At 67.4% G+C, this 17,044-nt stretch carries 18 protein-coding genes; 2 read left to right on the top strand and 16 right to left on the bottom strand.

All coding sequences use genetic code 11. The features are described 5' to 3' along the window. The 4 genes from AC5RUF_RS15510 to rimP all read right to left on the bottom strand — a co-directional run. Window positions 1–635, bottom strand: a 635-nt coding sequence (locus AC5RUF_RS15510; protein WP_494131192.1) for a translation initiation factor IF-2 N-terminal domain-containing protein, incomplete at its 3' end; no start/stop codon positions are given. A gap of 132 nt (window positions 636–767) precedes the next feature. Beyond that, complete coding sequence (locus AC5RUF_RS15505; RefSeq protein WP_494131191.1) at window positions 768–1,163, bottom strand: YlxR family protein; 396 nt, start codon at window positions 1,161–1,163, stop codon at window positions 768–770. 48 nt (window positions 1,164–1,211) lie between these two features. After that, entirely contained in the window at window positions 1,212–2,183 is a 972-nt protein-coding gene (gene nusA / locus AC5RUF_RS15500) for a transcription termination factor NusA (RefSeq protein WP_493998277.1), read from the bottom strand. Next, complete coding sequence (gene rimP, locus AC5RUF_RS15495; protein WP_494131190.1) at window positions 2,184–2,810, bottom strand: ribosome maturation factor RimP; 627 nt, start codon at window positions 2,808–2,810, stop codon at window positions 2,184–2,186. A 105-nt stretch (window positions 2,811–2,915) separates the two neighbouring features. Between rimP and AC5RUF_RS15490 the strand changes: the two genes are divergently transcribed. Further along, window positions 2,916–4,130: a DUF4439 domain-containing protein gene (locus tag AC5RUF_RS15490; protein ID WP_494131189.1), complete on the top strand. Its 1,215-nt coding sequence runs from the start codon at window positions 2,916–2,918 to the stop codon at window positions 4,128–4,130. Between the two features lie 41 nt (window positions 4,131–4,171). Then, complete coding sequence (locus tag AC5RUF_RS15485; protein WP_494131188.1) at window positions 4,172–5,161, top strand: aminoglycoside phosphotransferase family protein; 990 nt, start codon at window positions 4,172–4,174, stop codon at window positions 5,159–5,161. A gap of 5 nt (window positions 5,162–5,166) precedes the next feature. Here AC5RUF_RS15485 and AC5RUF_RS15480 read toward each other — a convergent pair whose 3' ends face one another. From AC5RUF_RS15480 to AC5RUF_RS15425, 12 genes are all read right to left on the bottom strand, one after another. After that, the gene (locus AC5RUF_RS15480) at window positions 5,167–5,961 is read right to left on the bottom strand and encodes a sulfite exporter TauE/SafE family protein (protein ID WP_494131187.1); all 795 of its coding nucleotides are present in this window, start codon (window positions 5,959–5,961) and stop codon (window positions 5,167–5,169) included. A gap of 5 nt (window positions 5,962–5,966) precedes the next feature. Beyond that, window positions 5,967–7,766: a proline--tRNA ligase gene (locus AC5RUF_RS15475; protein WP_493997011.1), complete on the bottom strand. Its 1,800-nt coding sequence runs from the start codon at window positions 7,764–7,766 to the stop codon at window positions 5,967–5,969. Between the two features lie 169 nt (window positions 7,767–7,935). Beyond that, window positions 7,936–8,472 carry a hypothetical protein gene (locus AC5RUF_RS15470; protein ID WP_493997012.1) on the bottom strand — a complete coding sequence of 179 codons (537 nt, stop codon included), beginning with the start codon at window positions 8,470–8,472 and terminating at the stop codon, window positions 7,936–7,938. Window positions 8,473–8,629: 157 nt separating this feature from the next. Next, window positions 8,630–9,436: a hypothetical protein gene (locus tag AC5RUF_RS15465; RefSeq protein ID WP_494131186.1), complete on the bottom strand. Its 807-nt coding sequence runs from the start codon at window positions 9,434–9,436 to the stop codon at window positions 8,630–8,632. 168 nt (window positions 9,437–9,604) lie between these two features. Beyond that, entirely contained in the window at window positions 9,605–10,495 is an 891-nt protein-coding gene (locus AC5RUF_RS15460) for a GNAT family N-acetyltransferase (RefSeq protein ID WP_494131185.1), read from the bottom strand. Then, window positions 10,470–11,636 carry a flavodoxin-dependent (E)-4-hydroxy-3-methylbut-2-enyl-diphosphate synthase gene (gene ispG, locus AC5RUF_RS15455; protein ID WP_493997015.1) on the bottom strand — a complete coding sequence of 389 codons (1,167 nt, stop codon included), beginning with the start codon at window positions 11,634–11,636 and terminating at the stop codon, window positions 10,470–10,472. Before ispG ends, AC5RUF_RS15460 begins: the two co-directional genes overlap by 26 nt. 141 nt (window positions 11,637–11,777) lie before the next feature. After that, window positions 11,778–12,068, bottom strand: a complete 291-nt coding sequence (locus AC5RUF_RS15450) for a YciI family protein (protein ID WP_493997016.1) — start codon at window positions 12,066–12,068, stop codon at window positions 11,778–11,780. Between the two features lie 57 nt (window positions 12,069–12,125). Next, window positions 12,126–12,476, bottom strand: a complete 351-nt coding sequence (locus AC5RUF_RS15445; RefSeq protein ID WP_493997017.1) for a hypothetical protein — start codon at window positions 12,474–12,476, stop codon at window positions 12,126–12,128. Window positions 12,477–12,649: 173 nt separating this feature from the next. Continuing rightward, window positions 12,650–13,258 carry a MarR family transcriptional regulator gene (locus AC5RUF_RS15440; protein WP_494131184.1) on the bottom strand — a complete coding sequence of 203 codons (609 nt, stop codon included), beginning with the start codon at window positions 13,256–13,258 and terminating at the stop codon, window positions 12,650–12,652. A gap of 727 nt (window positions 13,259–13,985) precedes the next feature. After that, the gene (locus AC5RUF_RS15435) at window positions 13,986–15,329 is read right to left on the bottom strand and encodes a M50 family metallopeptidase (RefSeq protein ID WP_494131183.1); all 1,344 of its coding nucleotides are present in this window, start codon (window positions 15,327–15,329) and stop codon (window positions 13,986–13,988) included. A 31-nt stretch (window positions 15,330–15,360) separates the two neighbouring features. Beyond that, the gene (gene dxr, locus AC5RUF_RS15430) at window positions 15,361–16,608 is read right to left on the bottom strand and encodes a 1-deoxy-D-xylulose-5-phosphate reductoisomerase (RefSeq protein WP_494131182.1); all 1,248 of its coding nucleotides are present in this window, start codon (window positions 16,606–16,608) and stop codon (window positions 15,361–15,363) included. Between the two features lie 38 nt (window positions 16,609–16,646). Then, window positions 16,647–17,044, bottom strand: a 398-nt coding sequence (locus AC5RUF_RS15425) for an SDR family oxidoreductase (RefSeq protein WP_494131181.1), incomplete at its 5' end; no start/stop codon positions are given.

The raw sequence follows: 17,044 nt of genomic DNA, 5'->3' as shown, positions 1-17,044 counted from the left end.
GTCCGTTCGGCTTCATCGCGGCGTCCACCCGGACGCGGCATGCCCTGGGACGTGGCAAACGGGTTGTTGCCCGGGCGCGGTGCGCCCGTTCCCCGCTCGCCTTCGCCGCGGCCGCGGGGCCGGGGCATGCCCTGGGAGGTGGCGAAAGGATTGTTGCCCGGACGCGGTCCGCCGGCACCGGGACGCGGTGCACCGGGGCGCGGGGCGGACGACTTGTCGGCGTCTGCCTTGCCGGCCTCGGGGGCAGGGGTTTCCGCAACCGGAGCTGCAGGTGCTGCCGGAGCAGCGGGAGCCGGTGCCGCCGGCTGCTCAGCGGCCGGAGCCGGTGCAGCGGGCTGTTCCGGCTGTGCCGGTGCGGGGGCTGCCGGAGCGGGCTTGGCCGAACCGGGCTTGGGTGCTGCAGGCTTGGAGTCGCCGGCCGGCGACGGTGCTGCAGGCTTGGAATCGGCCGCCGGCGATGCGGCAGCCTTGTTGTCAGACGCCGGGAAGGCGCCTCGAAGCTTCTTTACTACCGGGGCCTCAATGGTGGATGAGGCGGAACGGACGAATTCGCCCAGTTCCTGCAGTTTTGCAACCGCATCCTTTGAGGTAATGCCGAGCTCTTTAGCAAGCTCGTGTACGCGGACCTTGGCCACATTTCTCCTGTCTCGGTCCGCACCGAGCCAGGTACGAACCGTCTATTTGCTGCGGGCTTCCACTGCAGTTACAGCGGGGCCCATCACAGAGCACAACAAAGCACTCATCGCTGGGTACTCATCGGGTTTCCATCAGATTTCTGACCCGCTTTCAGGTTGGACGGTTTCGAGTCCGTTCCCGGTCGGAACGTCCTCAAGGGCCTTGAACCAACGCTCCACGTCCGTTATTCCCACGGAGCCCCGGAAGGCCCGCGCGAAGGCGGAACGTTTCACAGCCAATCTCAGGCATGCCAGCTCCGGGTGCAACCAGGCACCCCGGCCGGACATCCGGCGGTCCTCGTCAACGCGGACGGCACTAACGCCTTCCATGCTGACACGTACCAGCCGCAGCAGAACAGCCTGGTCACCCTTCTTCCTGCACCCGATGCATGTCCGTTGCGGAACATGCGTTCGGTTCACGGTTCCCAAGGCAGCGCCGGAAGCGGCTGCCGGTGTCTGGGACGCGGTAGGTGACCCGGCCTTATACATTCTAGCGCCTTTCTTATGCGGCGCCGCATCCGCTTCCGGCACCGGGGCCTAGGAGGCCTTGGCGTCGGAAACGATATCGATCCGCCAGCCGGTCAGCTTGGCGGCCAGGCGGGCGTTCTGGCCCTCCTTGCCGATCGCCAGCGAGAGCTGGTAATCGGGCACCACCACGCGGGCCGAGCGCATGTCTTCGTCCGTGATGGTCACGGAGTTGACGCGCGACGGCGAAAGCGAGTTGGCAATGAAGGTCGCCGGGTCCTCGCTGAAGTCGACAATGTCGATCTTCTCGTCGTGCAGCTCATTCATCACTGCACGCACGCGGGAACCCATTTCGCCGATGCAGGCGCCCTTGGCATTGATGCCCGGGACGTTGGCCTTGACCGCAATCTTGGACCGGTGTCCGGCTTCGCGTGCCAGCGCAACGATTTCCACGCTGCCGTCCGCGATCTCCGGGACCTCCAGTTCGAACAGCTTCCGGACCAGTCCGGGGTGCGAGCGGGAGAGGGTGATGGACGGGCCCTTGAAGCCGCGGCGCACGTCCACAACGAAGGCACGCAGGCGGGAGCCGTGCAGGTACTTCTCGCCGGGGACCTGCTCGGGCGGGGGCAGCAGTGCCTCCACGGACCCGAGGTTGACCTGGATCATGTGCGGGTTGTTGCCCTGCTGGATCTGGCCCGAGACCAGCTCCCCTTCACGGCCCTTAAACTCGCCCAGGATGTTGTCGTCCTCGACGTCGCGCAGGCGCTGCAGGATGATCTGCCGTGCGGTGCTGGCGGCAATGCGGCCGAACCCGGCAGGAGTGTCGTCGAACTCTCCCACCTCGGCGCCGTCGTCGTCGAGCTCCTTGGCCCAAATGGTGACGTGGCCGGTCTTCCGGTCCAGTTCCGCCCGCGCCTGGTCCTGCGCGCCGTTGGTCTTGTGGTAGGCAACCAGCAGAGCCTGCTCAATGGTCGGAACCAGCAGATCCAGGGGGATCTCCCGTTCGCGTTCCAGCAGCCTCAGCGCACTCATATCTATATCCATCTAGGCCTCCTCAGCTGTGGTTTCTTCATCCGGGGCGTCCTCGCCGGCCGGGTCGTCTTCAAGGTGGGCGAATTCAACTTCGACGCGCCCCTTGCGGATGTTGGCGAAGGGCAGGTGGAGCGGATCCCCCTGCTTTGCCTTCATCCCTTTCTTGACCGGGATCTCCGGTATCAACGTAATGCCGTCGTCGTCGACGGAAACAACACGGCCCATGACGTCGTCGCCGTGCAGCACGGAGACGGAGACCATGCGGCTCACGTTGCGGCGCCAGTGGCGCGGTTCGGTCAGGGGACGGGAAACACCCGGGGATGAGACCTCGAGGTTGTACGGCCGCCCGTCCTCGTGGGGATCGTTGTCCATCGCGTCGGAAATGGCCTGCGCCGCCGCGGAAATCCGGTCCAGGCTGACCCCGCCGGCCTCGGTCTCGGGAAGGTCGACAATCACGTGGACCGTCCGGTGGGCACCGGCAAGCTTGATCTCGATATCTTCGAGGAAGAGGTCCTGCTTCTCTACCGTGGGGGCCAGGTACTGCTTGAGCCGCTGCGTTTCCGCGGCTACCTCTGCACGCATCGCATTCCTGCGGTAATCCGATGACGTGTCTTTTTTGGGGTTGGGCCGAACCGCCATAGCTGCCTCCCACTAGATGTTGTTGTAGTACCTAGACTACCGACTTTCCGGGGTGCATAAGGCATCGATGCAGACGGGAGCGCGTTCGTGACATGATCGACTGTTGTGGATACGCCTTTTCAGAAGCCCGGAACCGAGCCCGCGCGCGCCCCTGCCCGCGGCCGGCGGGCTGCCGGTGCCGGGCGGTTTGTGTTGTTCCTCGCATTGGGCGCGGTGGTGCTCAGCTTCGGCCTGGTGGCCGGAAACGGTGATGCCTCCGATCGCACCCGCTCCTTTTCCGAGATTGCGTCCGCCTCGGCGCGGACCGAGGCACGCAGCCTGGCGGCCGAGGCTCAGGTGCTGGCCGCAGCGTCGGCCGGCGGCCCGGCCGCCGAGTTCCGGGCGCAGGCCGAGGGACTGCGCACGCAGGCTGCACTGCTGACCAGCACCGGCCGGGAGCCGGCGGCTGCAGCTACCCGCGACAGTTCCGTGGACGATCTGTCCGATCCGCAGGGCACACCGGCATCCTCCGCCGCCGTGCAGGAGACGGAGCCGGAACGCCGGAACATCGAACGCTACGTGCAGGCGCTGTGGGAGTCCGCGCAAACGAACCTGCACTCCGCCTGGCGGGCGGATGAGGGTACGGCCCGCCTGCTCGCGGCCACGGGCACCGCACAGCAGATCTGGGCCCAGCGCATTGCCGGGCTCTCCGGCGTGCCGGTTCCCGGCGGCACCGGTTCCCGCTCCGGTTCCGTGCCCGGAACTGAGGACGGGCCGGACGGTTCCGAGGAGTCTCCCAGTCCCCGTGCGGCGGATACTGCCCGGTGCCCGGACGGCCGGCCGACGGCGACGGCCGCACCGGAGACCGGCAGCGGATCAGCCACGCCGGACGCGCCTGCCGCACGGCCGGACGCCGCGGCCGCACTGACGTCGGTCATCAACGCCGAGCTCGGAACGGCTTATGCCTATCAGGTGGCGCTGGCGCAGGTGGAACCCGGTGCGGAGGTGGCCGGTGCCTGGCGAGGGCAGGCTGCAGGCCACGAGCGCCACGGCGCCGATGCCGTGTCCTATCTTGCCGATCTCTGCCTGCCGCCGGTGGCGCCGGTGGCCGCGTACCGCCTGGACCCGGATTTCCTGCGCGACCCGGCCCGGTCCCTCCCCGCTCTGGAAGACCAGTTCCCCGCCGTCTACGCTGACCTGGTGGCATTGTCCGGCGGCGACCTCCGGGGCTGGGCCATCACCCGCCTCGCCGCTGTTTCCACGGATCTGTACCTGACGGCGGAGAGCGTACCGGCAGCGCCCGGCCTGGACGCCGTTCCGGACGACCTGCCCTGGAACTGATATCCCTGTCCCCTTCACTCCCCCACCTGCAACGGAGATCCATGGCACCCGCCATTGCCGTACCTGACGGTCTGCGGCGCCGCTACCTCGGCACGCGGTCCGGCCGGACCTGGCTCGAGAGCCTGCCGTCCCTGGCCGAGGCAAGCCTCACCGCTTTCGGTGCCGTCCCGGATGCCGACGCCGGTACACAGGCCTGGTACGGCCACGGAGCCATGGTGATCCCGGTCCGCATGGCCCGCGGCGTTCCGGCAGTAATGAAATTCCCCTATCCGCATCCGGAAGCCGCCACCGAACCTGCTGCCCTGGAACTCTGGAACGGGAACGGCGCCGTCCGGCTGCTGGACCGGGACGCGGCGGGAACCTGCCTGGTGCTTGAACGCCTGGACCCGGACTGCTCCCTGCTGGACGTGGACATTGCCAAGGCAGTGCGGGTCTGGGGCGGGCTGGTCCGCCGGCTGGCGCTGCCTGGCTCGGACGCTCCGCAGTGGGCGGCTGTTCCGGCGGTGGCCGAGCGCGCCGAGCAGCTCTCGGACGAGCTGCCTGCCCAGTGGGAGGCGCTGGGCCGCCCGGTGGAACGCTGGCTGCTGGAAGCCGCCCTGCAGGTCTGCCAGACCCGGGGCGTGGTGGGACGGCGCTCCTCCCGTGACGTGCTGGTGCATACGGACCTGCACTACGCCAACGTGCTGGCCCGACCCGGTGCACCGGGCGATTATGCCGCCATTGATCCCCAGGCCGTCTTCGGCGAGGCGGAGTACGCCGTGGCTCCCATGTTGTGGAACCGGTTGGAGGACCTGGACGCAGGCGCGCCCGAGGACGCGTTGCGGGCACGGCTGGACGCTCTCTGCACTGCCGGCGGGCTGGACCCGGCGGCAGCGCAGGACTGGAGCGTCCTGCGGGAAGTCGTCAACGTGCTCGAATATGTCCGCCTTGGCCGGCAAGGCGACGCCCAACGCTCGATCTGGGTGGCATCTGCGCTGGTGGGGCGCCGCCATCCGGGCGTGCCGCCGGTAGGCGAACTTCCAGCGGCCTAGTACCGCTAGCGGATGTTCTCCACCCAGACGTCGTGGCCCAGCTTGACGATCAGGGCGGCCACGACCACCAGGAACACAATCCGGATGAACTTGCTGCCCTGCGTCACGGCCATGCGGGCACCGAGGTACCCGCCAATCATGTTGGCGAAGCCGAGCACCAGCCCCAAGCCCCACAGCAGGGAGCCGTGCGGCAGGAAAAAGGCCAGGGCCCCGACATTGGTGGCCATGTTGACGATCTTGGCCTTGGCGCTGGCGGCCAGGAAGTTGTAGCCCAGCAGGGTGACCATGGCGATGATCAGGAAGGACCCGGTCCCGGGGCCGATGAGTCCGTCATAAAAGCCGATGGCCAGGCCGATGCCGGCCGCCGTCCCGTAGTGCCGCCGGCCGGTGTGGCGCAGCGCGGTCAGCTCCCCCACGGTAGGTTTGGCCGCGGTGAACACGGCAACGGCGATCAGCGCCGCCACGATCACCGGTTTGAAGACCGAGGACGGCAGCGACGCCGCCAGGACGGCGCCGCCGAAGCTGCCGGCCAGCGCCACCCCGGCCATGGGCAGGGCCGTTCTCAAATCCGGGTGGGCACGCCGGTAATAGGTCACCGCACTGGTGGCAGTGCCGAAAACCGACCCCATCTTGTTGGTTGCCAGGGCCTGCACCGGGCTGATTCCGGGCACCAGGAGCAGGGCCGGGAGCTGGATCAGTCCGCCGCCGCCCACCACGGCATCCACCCAGCCGGCGGCCAGGCCTGCCACCACCACAAGCGCGATGGTGGCAAGCGTGACTTCCTCGAGACCGGAGACCACCGAGGCTAGAGGGCGGCAGCGCGGCGCACGTACTCCACCGCTTCGGCAACGGGAACGTTCTCGGCATTCCCGGTGGCACGGTCCTTGATCTCCACCACGCCGTCGGCGAGGCCGCGGCCCACCACCAGGATGGTCGGAACGCCGATAAGTTCGGCGTCGCCGAACTTCACGCCCGGCGACACCTTGGGACGGTCGTCATAGATGACTTCCAGACCGGCGGCTTCCAATTCTTCGGAGAGCTTGGCGGCGGCGTCGAAGATTTCCTCGCCGCGGCCGGTGGCAACAACATGGACATCGGCCGGCGCAACGGCGCGGGGCCAGACAATGCCCTTGTCATCACGGTGCGACTCGGCCAGGGCTGCCACGGCGCGGGTCACGCCGACGCCGTAGGACCCCATGGTCACGGTGGCCAGCTTTCCGTTGCGGTCCAGGACCTTCAGGCCCAGGGCTTCGGCGTACTTGCGGCCCAGCTGGAAGATGTGGCCCATTTCGATGCCGCGGGCGGCTTCCAGCGGCCCGGATCCGTCCGGCGCTTCGTCGCCTTCGCGGACCTCGACGGCTTCGATCACGCCGTCCCAGGCGAAGTCGCGGCCGGCGACGAGGCCGATCACGTGCTTGCCGGCCTCATTGGCGCCGGTGATCCAGCTGGTGCCGGACACGACGCGGGGGTCCACCAGGTACAGCAGGCCGGTGGCCGATTCGGTGCCCAGGACAGGCTCGGACAGGTTCAGTCCCGGGCCAATGTAGCCCTTGACCAGGCCCGGGTGCTTCTTGAGGTCCTCATCGGTGGCCGCATCCACGCCCAGCTCGCCGCCGATTTCCAGGTGCGCGGAAATGTTGGCTTCGATGCGCTTAAGGTCCACGGCACGGTCACCGGGAACACCGACCACCACGATGCGGCGCTCACCGGTGGGCAGGGTGACAGCCAGGACAACGTTCTTCAGGGTGTCTGCCGCGGTCCATTCCCCGGCGTCGCGCGGGAAGCGGGCGTTGACATCGGCAACCAGGGTCTCGATGGTCGGGGTGTCGGGAGTGTCCACCACGCGGGCTTCGGGTGCGCCGGAGAAGTCGATGTCGGACGGGACCACCGTGGTGACGGCTTCGACGTTTGCGGCGTAACCGCCGGCGGACCGGACATAGGTGTCCTCACCGACCGGCGTCGGGTGCAGGAATTCCTCGCTCTTGGAACCACCCATGGCGCCGGACACTGCGGAGACAACCACAATCTCCAGGCCCAGGCGCTCGAAGATGCGCAGGTAGGCGCCGCGGTGTGCCTGGTAGCTGGCTTCCAGCCCCTCGTCGTCAATGTCGAAGGAGTAGGAGTCCTTCATGATGAACTCGCGTCCGCGGAGCAGGCCGGCGCGGGGGCGGGCCTCGTCGCGGTACTTGTTCTGGATCTGGAACAGCGAAACCGGCAGGTCCTTGTAGGAGCTGTAGAGATCCTTGACCAGGAGGGTGAACATCTCCTCATGGGTGGGGGCCAGCAGGTAGTCGGCGCCCTTCCGGTCCTGCAGGCGGAAAAGGTTCTCGCCGTATTCGGTCCACCGGTTGCTGGCTTCGTAGGGTTCACGCGGCAGCAGGGCCGGGAAGTGGACCTCCTGAGCGCCGATGGCGGCCATTTCCTCGCGGATGATGGTCTCCACCTTGCCCAGTACGCGCAGGCCCAGCGGCAACCACGAATAGATGCCCGGGGCTGCCCGGCGGATGTAGCCGGCACGGACCAGGAGCCGGTGGCTGGCGACGTCGGCATCGGCCGGGTCTTCACGCAGTGTGCGCAGGAAAAGGGTGGATAGTCGAAGGACCACGCTGGGAATCCGTTTCTGCAGCCGCAGGCTGCATTTCTGCTGGGACAAAAGGGAGGTAACGCTCCCTTCTAATCTAGCGCGTGCCGCCGGTACCACCGGACAGGCCGGTAACGACGGCGGGGCCGGCCCTGTCTCCAGGACCGGCCCCTCACGCTGTACTGCGTGCCCGCTACTTGGCTTCGAGCTCAGCCAGCACTGCGTTGATGAGTTCCTCGGCTGCAGCAATGGCACCCTCGGGATCCGACGGGTTGTTGATGCTCACCGAGATGTTCAGCGTTCCGGAGAAACCGGTAACCTGGTAGCTCTCAACCGTCTGTCCGGCGGTGGTGACTACCGAGCTGTAGGCCTCGGTGGTTTCGGCATCCGTGGATGCGTCGATCGGCTTGGCCGAAGCGGTGGACACCTGTCCGCCGGCCTCCATCTGGAATTCGGTGCACTTTTCCGCCTGGCTGGCATTGGACTCGAGCTGGTCTTCGATGAAGGAGACATCCTCGTAGCTGAGGATCGTCAGTGCATCGGTCTCGCTGAGCTGCATAACAGCCACGTTGGCGCTGTCCACCTTTTCCGCAAGGTTGGACGTGGCCAGGTCACCGCACTCTTCCGGGGTGATCACGATCTGCGCAATGGCGTCAGCAGCCGCCTCGAGCTGCGGGCGGAGGGTCGCATCGTTGACAACCTGCCCGCTCAGGCCCTGCTCCGTCTTCACTGCAGTCAGTGCCGCTTCGAGGTCCCCGGCGGAGTACTGCTCGGCCTCGGCCGTCGGGGTGGCCGTTGCCGAAGGTGAGGACGCCGCGGCAGTCGACGGGTCATCCGTACCCTCAGCGGAACCGCCGCAGGCCGTGAGTGCGAGGAGCCGGAGGGCCTCATCCCTGAACCCGCTTCAGCGTTTCCTCGAGGACGGGACCGACGTAGCGGATGGCCTCTTGCGGATCCCCCGCCTCGTTGAGGGTGATCTGGACCGAATTGGGCCCGGACCAGGCGGTCAGGATGAGGGTCGTCTCAGTGACGCCGTTGGAGGTCGCCCGGGTTTGGTAGGCCTGGGAGGCCTCGCCCACCAAGGGCATCTCCACCTCTTCGGTGACCGAGGAAACGGTCTGGCCGTTGACCGTCAGGGTGAACTCGGGGCAGGCGGCGAGCTGGCGCTTGCTGGTTTTGATTTCCTCCTGCACCGGCTGTTCATCCGGCCAGCTGATGACCGAGATAACGTCCGGCTTGCCGGGGACATTGCCGTCGATCGCCAGCGCCGCCATGCTGGCTTCCTCGCTGGCCTTTGCCAGGTCGGTGCCCTCGGTCGGATCGCAGGGCGAGTATTCCGCACCGCGCATCGCATCCACGGCCTGCTCGTTGGACCGCTTCAGGTCTGCGTCACCGACCAGGGTGCCGCCGATGTCCAAGTCCGTGTTCATTTCGGTCAGGACCGATTCAAGCTCGTGTCCGCTGACGGTGCCGCCTCCGCCCGGCTTCTCCGCGGCAGCCGTTGTTGGCCCCGAGGGCTTTTCCGGTGTGGAGGGTTCGGCGGACGCCGTGGTGTTGAGCCAGGGCTGTTCCTTGGATGCGGTGTCGTCCCCGCCGCCGCATCCTGCCAGGGCAAGCGCGATGCCAAGTCCTGCCGCCGTTCTCCGCACTCCCCGGCGTGCTCCGCCTACAGGCCGGCGTGCTGCATGATTCATTGTTTGTTCCCCCGTAAATGGCAGGCAGCCGTGCCGCCCGTGCGTGTGCCAGAGCCTACTGCATCATCCGGCGTCCCCGGGGCAGCGGCGCAGAGCGGCCTTGGAGCATGCCGAGGGGTCGGGCGGGAATCTCAGAGCCGGTGGGAATCTCAGGGCGGGGCTGGAATCTCAGAAAAGGATGGTGGCGAAGGTGCCCACCTGCGTGAAGCCGACGGCCTCATACGTGGCGCGGGCCGGCGCATTGTAGGAATTCACGTAGAGGCTGGTGATGGGGGCAACCTCCAGAGATGCGGCGACAACGGCGGACATGTAGGACCGGCTTAGTCCTTGTCTGCGGTAGGCCGGGTTCATCCAGACGCCTTGGATCTGCACGGCCTGGCTGGAGACGGTGCCGAGTTCGGCTTTGAAGACCACTTGCCCGGCGGCGTCGAAGTCCACCAGCGACTGCCGGCGTTCAATCAGGTTCCGCACCCGCTGCCGGTAATGCCGGTCTCCGTTGGCAAGGGGCGAATACCCCACCTCTTCTTCGAACATGGCCGCGCATGCGGGCAGGAGCACATCCAGCTCGCCGGGAAGGGCTGCCCGCAGTCCCGGTGCAGCGGCCACATCGGACGGGGCCGTGATCTGGAGAAGCGGTTGGTCCGGCCGGACATCAAACGGTTCCGGGGAGGAGAGCCGGAGCTGGGACCAGATGGAGAGCACCGCCTCCGAGGGCCCGAAAATGGAGGAAAAACGGTTGCGGGACCGGGCCAGGTAGCGGCCGACTTCAGGTCCGGTATCAGCATCCAGGCCCACGGGGACCACGTTGACGCCGGCCCAGCAGGCACCCACCAGAGCCCCGCCGTCGAACACCCCCACAATCCGCCCGCCGGCTGCGGTGGGGGCCGCCGTACGCGCGGACTCCAGATGGGAGAGCATAAAAATGTTGGCCACCGGATCCGCGGCGGCCAGGTCCCACAGCGCCACGGTGTCTTCGTCGCGCAGGATCCGCAGCGCCGCCGAAGAGGCGGCGCTGCGGACGGTATTCGTCGGCTTAGCTGACGGTAACCATGGGGCCACCCGTCCCAGCATCCTCACCCTCGGGTTCCCCCATCTCTTCCGCGATCCTCATCGCTTCTTCGATAAGGGTTTCCACAATCTGGTCTTCGGGGACGGTCTTGATGACTTCGCCCTTGACAAAGATCTGTCCCTTGCCGTTACCGGAGGCTACACCCAGATCAGCCTCCCGCGCCTCACCCGGACCGTTTACTACGCAGCCCATGACGGCAACGCGCAGCGGAATGGTCATGCCTTCCAGGCCGGCCGTGACCTGCTCGGCGAGGGTGTAGACGTCCACCTGGGCGCGGCCGCAGGAGGGGCAGGACACAATCTCAAGCTTGCGCGGGCGCAGGTTCAGGGACTGCAGGATCTGGTTGCCCACCTTGACTTCCTCCACCGGCGGAGCGGAGAGGGAAACGCGGATGGTGTCGCCAATACCCTTGGAAAGCAGCGCGCCAAACGCCGTGGCGGACTTGATGGTGCCCTGGAACGCGGGGCCGGCCTCGGTTACGCCCAGGTGCAGGGGCCAGTCGCCCCGCTCCGCCAGCAGCTCGTAGGCACGCACCATCACCACGGGGTCATTGTGCTTGACCGAAATCTTGAAGTCATGGAAGTCGTGCTCTTCGAAGAGCGACGCTTCCCAGACAGCGGATTCCACCAGGGCCTCCGGTGTGGCCTTGCCGTACTTGGCCAGCAGGCGCGGGTCCAGCGAACCGGCGTTGACGCCGATGCGGATGGAGACGCCCGCATCCTTGGCCGCGTTGGCGATCTGCTTGACCTGGTCGTCGAACTTGCGGATGTTGCCCGGGTTTACGCGCACCGCCGCGCAGCCGGCGTCGATGGCCGCGAAGACGTACTTCGGCTGGAAGTGGATGTCCGCGATCACGGGGATCTGCGACTTCTTCGCGATGATCGGCAGGGCGGCGGCGTCGTCGGCGCTGGGGCAGGCGACCCGGACAATGTCGCAGCCCGACGCCGTGAGCTCGGCGATCTGCTGCAGGGTGCCGTTGATGTCCGTGGTGGGGGTGGTGGTCATGGACTGGACGCTGATGGGCGAGTCCGAGCCGACTCCGACGGAGCCCACTTTGATCTGACGGGTTTTGCGTCGCGGCGCAAGCACGGGCGGCGGCGCAGCTGGCATTCCAAGGTTGACCGAGGTCAAAACGTCCTCCATGTGCCGAAACGGCAGGTATTAGGCTGTGAAACGCGCGTTTGGGAAACGCGCCCTTCCTATTATCACCCCGCCCAGGACCTGTTCGGCGGGAGCGGGATGGATATCACTCAGGGCTTAGCGCGCGGCTCTTCAGGAGTGGTCGGCGAAAGCGCCTATGGCGGGCTTCCAGGCCGTGGTCTTCATTCCCGAAATGGCGCCGGCGACGGCAAACGGATCCTGCTTCAGCAGCTCCAGCAGACCTGCTTCGTCGTCAGCGACCATCAGCAGCAGCGCTCCGGCGCCGTCTACGAACGCTCCGGCGGACAGTACCCGGCCTTCGTCCGCCAGCTGCTGCAGCCACTGGCGGTGGGCGGGGCGGTGCTGGTCCCGGAGTTCGGCCGATCCGGCCTCGTAGACATACTCAACTGCAAAAATACTCATGGACTCAAGCCTACGGGATGCACCGCACTGCGGCCGCTCAGGGGCGTTTGCCCGCGGCTACAGCAGGCAAAGCCGGACAGGGACGGCCATGGCCACGGCCCAGAGCATGGAGGTGAGTGTGCCGATGATGAACCGTTCCGCGGCGGCCGGTGTTTCCTTGAGTTCGGCGTAGCGCCCCAGGCCCTTCACTGCCACCACGTAGGCAATCGCTACCGGTTCGTCGGCCATGACGGCGGCCGCCACGGCCAGACGTTCCAGGATGCCGATGGCCAGGCCGCCGCGGAGGACGGCGGGAGGCGGCGGGGGCGGGTTGCCTGCCTCACGGGCAATCCGGAGCACGGCGGAAGTGACGGGCCAGCCGAGGAGACCGGCGGCCAGCAGTCCGAGGGCTACCCACAAGAGCGTCATTTATCCGTCTTTCGTTTCGTCGTGGTTGGAGTGGTACTTGCCCCGGGGTGCTTGCCCGAGTGTCAGTTCGGCGGCTCCCCGGTGGTAGGCCCGTCCGCACGGTTTACCGGCTCCCAGGTTTACCGGTGCGCCCGCCCCGCTTGCCGCCTCCCCGGTAGTCCTACCCGCCCGGCTTACCGGCCCGGTTCATTCGCGAGGGTGTCTGCGCGCGCCAGCAATACCGCGGCCGCCGGACGGGCCGCCCATTCCTCCTGCCAGCCGGACCGCCGAACCGCCTTGCTTACCGCCTGCGAACTGATCCCGAGCATACGGGCGGCCTCTGTCTGAGTCCCCCATTTGCCAGGTTGGACGTGTTGCAGGATCCGCCATTCCGATTCTGTCCGCTCAGCGATCAAGCGGGCCAGCAGCACCAGTACTGCCTCCGCCTCGGCTGCGCCGGGCGATCCTTCGACCGCCACGGCGGGCCGGTCGCCGGTTTTCTTGGCCCGGTCGACGGCCCGGCGGGCGGCAACGAAGGCCGGGCCGCCGGCCTCCCGCGGGCTGCGGGGCAACGGTTCCTGCACACTGCCGACGCCGACGCCGACATACCAGTGCCCCTCACGCAGCACCCGCAGAACGGCGTCGGTCACGGTCTCCGCGGAGTCGGACACCCCTTGGACCTCATCCCCCACCGACCGTTCGAACGGCAGCAGCATGGGCAGGTCCGATAAGGCGGCAAGCAGTTCCGGGACGCGGTCTCCGCTCCCCTGGCTGTTGCGCTGGTCTATCGTGAGGACGTACATGTTGAAACCGTAAACGTATGCAAATCTAATTGCAACCGTTAAAGGGTTCAATCGAGTTTCCAACCTGGCTCCCCCGCTCGGCGGGATTCCTGCAGATCACCCGGCACGCAGGTCCGTTTCCTGCCGGTTTGGGTTTCTGCTGCCACTTTGGGAAATCCCTCCGCCGCAAACCGGCAGGGATTTCCCAAACCGGCAGCATTTTCCGAAACTGCAAGCAAACAGCCCTGCGAAGACGCTTCGGGGCGGTCTCTGGGCGGGTCAGGCCCCGAAAAGACCAGCGACTAGGGGTGCAAAATGCAACAATCCGGGGAAAGGCACCGAGCAGGCGTGTGCGTGCCCGGGTACGGCGTGCGAGGCCGCCGGGGTCAGGCCCAGCTTTGGGAAATATCGACCGGTTTGGGAAATCCCTGCGCTGCGCCGCGGCAGGGATTTCCCAAACTGTAAGGGATCCGGACAAACCGTAGCGAAGCGGCGGCCGGAACCGCGCCGCGCAGGCGCCCGGGTAAGGCGGCTTTAATATCCCGGCGAGCTCTGCGAGCAAGGGATTTCGTTGCCGCCGTCCCGGGCACCGGAGCCGCGCCAACGGCGCCGCGCAGGCGCCCGGGTAAGGCGGCTTTAATATCCCGGCGAGCTCTGCGAGCAAGGGATTTCGTTGCCGCCGTCCCGGGCACCGGAGCGCCACGGGCACCGCACCCGGGCACCGGAGCGGCACCCGTGAACAGAGAACCTAGTTGAACAGGCTGACCGGCTTCACGATGTCCGCGTAGATCAGCAGCGCGCCCATCCCCATCAGCAGCACAAACACGGCGTAGGTCAGCGGCAGCATCTTCGCCATGTCGAAGGGCCCCGGATCGGGCCGGCGGAACAGCTTCGCGACGCGGCGGCGCAGCCCCTCCCACAGGGCCCCGGCCACGTGGCCGCCGTCCAGCGGCAGCAGCGGAATCAGGTTGAACACGAACAGGGCCAGGTTTACGCTGGCCACCAGGCCGATGAGCGTTGCCACGCGGCTCTGCAGCGGAATGGCGTCCTGGCTGGAGATTTCGCCGGCGATCCGGCCTACTCCCACCACGCTCATGGGCCCGTTCGGATCCCGCTCCTCCGAGGAGAACGCCGCCTGAGCCACGTCCACCACCCGCTGGGGCAGGTTCACCACCACGCCGGCAATGTTGGCCAGGTTCTCCCCCACCGTCGGCAGCACGGTTCCGGCGGACTGCCGCACCAGGGCCTGTTCGGCGCCGACGCCGATGAAGCCCACTTCCTGGGTGACGTATTTGCCGTCGTCATCGGTCTGCGCCGTACCGTCGTCGCCCACTACGGGGCGTTCGGTGAGCAGCGGGGTGATGGTGGTCTGCTGTTCGACGCCGTCGCGCTCGTACGTGAGCGGGACGGTCCGGCCCGCGGCCTCGCGGATCCAGCCGGAAAGTTCTTCCCAGGAGGACACCTGCTTGCCGTCGAAGACGGTGATGGTGTCCCCGGGAAGCAGCCCGGCCTCGTACGCGGGTGCGGCCGGGTCCTGGTCGGTGCAGTCGGTCTGTCCGGTGGCTGCCTGCTGCTCGGCGCTGATGACGCACTTGTTGACCTCCGCCAGGGTGGTGGTGGTCTGGGCGGTGCCGAAGCCCATCAGCAGCACGGCGAACAGCACCACGCCGATCAGCAGGTTCATGAACGGCCCGCCAAGCATGATGATGATCCGCTTGTAGATCGGCAGCTTGTAGAAGACCCGGTTTTCGTCGCCTTCCACCAGGCGGTCGGTCTCAGCCTGCCGCGCCTCAGTGGCCAACTGTTGGAACATACCGGTGCTGGACCTCCGGACCTCGCCCTCATGCTCCTTGTTGGGCGGGAACATCCCCACCATGGAGACATAGCCGCCCAGGGGCAGTGCCTTGAACCCGTACTCCGTTTCCCCCTTGGTGCGGGAGAACACGGTGGGCCCGAAACCGATCATGTACTGCGTGACCCGGACCTTGAAGGCCTTGGCCGGCAGCAGGTGGCCCACCTCGTGCAGCGCAATGGACGCTGCGATGCCCAGCGCCACGAACAGCACACCCAGGATGAAAAGCAGAATGGTCAACGGGCTTCCTTCACTTCAACTTTGAGACCGGTCATCTTCCACAACGTTTCCGCGCCGCGGCGCGTGCCCACTGCTCTGCCGCCAGAAGCGACTCCAGGGTCAGCGGACCGGACTCGGGTGCTTCCTCCAGTACGGCGGCGATCGTATCAACGATGTCTGTGAAGCCGATGAGCCCGTCATGGAAGGCATCCACTGCTTCTTCGTTGGCGGCGTTGTAGACCGCCATGGCCGTGCCGCCGCGCGCAGCGGCAGCCTTGGCCAGCGCGACGGCGGGGAACGCCTCCTCGTCGAGCGGCTCGAACGTCCATTCGGAGGCCTTGGTCCAGTCGCACGGCCGGGCGGCGCCGGGCACGCGGTGCGGCCAGCCCATGCCCAGGGCGATGGGCAGGCGCATGTCCGGCGGCGAGGCCTGGGCGATGGTGGAGCCGTCCACGAACTGCACCATGGAATGCACCATCGACTGCGGATGGACCACGACGTCGATCCGCTCCAGCGGGATGTCAAAGAGCAGGTGTGCTTCGATGACTTCCAGGGCTTTGTTGACCATGGTGGCCGAGTTGGTGGTGATGACCCGCCCCATTTTCCAGGTGGGGTGCGCCAGCGCCTGTTCGGGAGTCACATCCGCCAGGTCGGCGCGCTTGCGGCCGCGGAACGGACCACCCGAGGCGGTGACCACCAGCCGGTCCACCTCGTCATGGGTGCCGGAGCGCAGGGCCTGTGCCAGGGCGGAGTGCTCGGAGTCCACGGGCACCAGCTGGCCGGGTGCGGCGGCCCGCCGAACCAGCTCGCCGCCCACAATGAGGGATTCCTTGTTGGCCAGGGCGAGCAGGTGCCCGGCGGCCAGGGCGGCCAGCGTCGGTTCCAGGCCGATCGAGCCGGTGATGCCGTTGAGCACCACGTCGGCTTCGGGCCAGGCCGCGACGGCGGTGGCGGCGGAGGCGCCCACGAACAGTTCGGGGTCGTACCCGGTGACACCGGCGGCAGCGGCGGCGTCGCGCAGGTGCGTACGCAGGGTCGGCAGGTCCGCGGCGGCGCAGCCGACCGCCTCGGCACGGGTGTGCACGGCCTGCTGTGCCAGCAGTTCCAGGTTGGATCCGCCGGCGGCCAGGGCGACAATGCGGAACCGCTCGGGTGCGGCGTCGGCCACGTCGATGGCCTGGGTACCGATGGACCCGGTGGAACCGAGCAGGACCACCCGTCTGGGCGCATCAGGGGCGTCACCGGTCCGGCGGGCCCGCACGTAGTCGTAGGCAGAAGGATTCGTTTCGGAAGGCTGCATGCCTCCAGTATCCCGCAGTGCGGCTGCTGCGGCCGGAATCAGCGGTCCTGCTCCAGCGCCTGCACGGCATCGGCAACCGGCGTGGGCCCGGAGATCAGTCCCAGCGCCTGGTGGATGCCGTTGCCGGTCCGCAGCAGTTCGGCCAGGACGGCGGCGACGTCGGCGCGCGGCACGGTGTCCCGGCGCACGTCCGGGGCCAGCTGCACCAGGCCCGTCGGCGCGTCATTGGTGAGGATGCCCGGCCGGACAATGGTCCAATCCAGTGAGCTGCGGGCTATCAGGTCTTCCTCGGCCGCGAGCTTGGCCAGCAGGTAGGCGTACATTACCTCGTCCAGGTCCGCAGGGCGGTGGCCGTCCCGGACGGCGTCCAGTCCGCCGGAGGAGACCTGCAGGAAGCGCCCGGCGCCGGCCTGCTCGGCGGCTTCGGAGATCGGCA

Source organism: Arthrobacter sp. Y3224198 (assembly GCF_059090025.1).
Note: the sequence above shows the minus strand (reverse complement) of the source record. Positions and strands in the feature narration are given on the sequence as shown.

Excerpts from the sequence above, each read along its gene's own strand:
- nusA (WP_493998277.1), bottom strand. The coding sequence starts at position 2,183 with ATGGATATAGATATGAGTGCGCTGAGGCTGCTGGAACGCGAACGGGAG.
- AC5RUF_RS15450 (WP_493997016.1), bottom strand. The coding sequence starts at position 12,068 with ATGAGTATTTTTGCAGTTGAGTATGTCTACGAGGCCGGATCGGCCGAA.
- AC5RUF_RS15465 (WP_494131186.1), bottom strand. The coding sequence starts at position 9,436 with ATGAATCATGCAGCACGCCGGCCTGTAGGCGGAGCACGCCGGGGAGTG.
- AC5RUF_RS15445 (WP_493997017.1), bottom strand. The coding sequence starts at position 12,476 with ATGACGCTCTTGTGGGTAGCCCTCGGACTGCTGGCCGCCGGTCTCCTC.
- dxr (WP_494131182.1), bottom strand. The coding sequence starts at position 16,608 with ATGCAGCCTTCCGAAACGAATCCTTCTGCCTACGACTACGTGCGGGCC.
- AC5RUF_RS15485 (WP_494131188.1), top strand. The coding sequence starts at position 4,172 with ATGGCACCCGCCATTGCCGTACCTGACGGTCTGCGGCGCCGCTACCTC.
- AC5RUF_RS15505 (WP_494131191.1), bottom strand. The coding sequence starts at position 1,163 with ATGTATAAGGCCGGGTCACCTACCGCGTCCCAGACACCGGCAGCCGCT.
- rimP (WP_494131190.1), bottom strand. The coding sequence starts at position 2,810 with ATGGCGGTTCGGCCCAACCCCAAAAAAGACACGTCATCGGATTACCGC.
- AC5RUF_RS15440 (WP_494131184.1), bottom strand. The coding sequence starts at position 13,258 with ATGTACGTCCTCACGATAGACCAGCGCAACAGCCAGGGGAGCGGAGAC.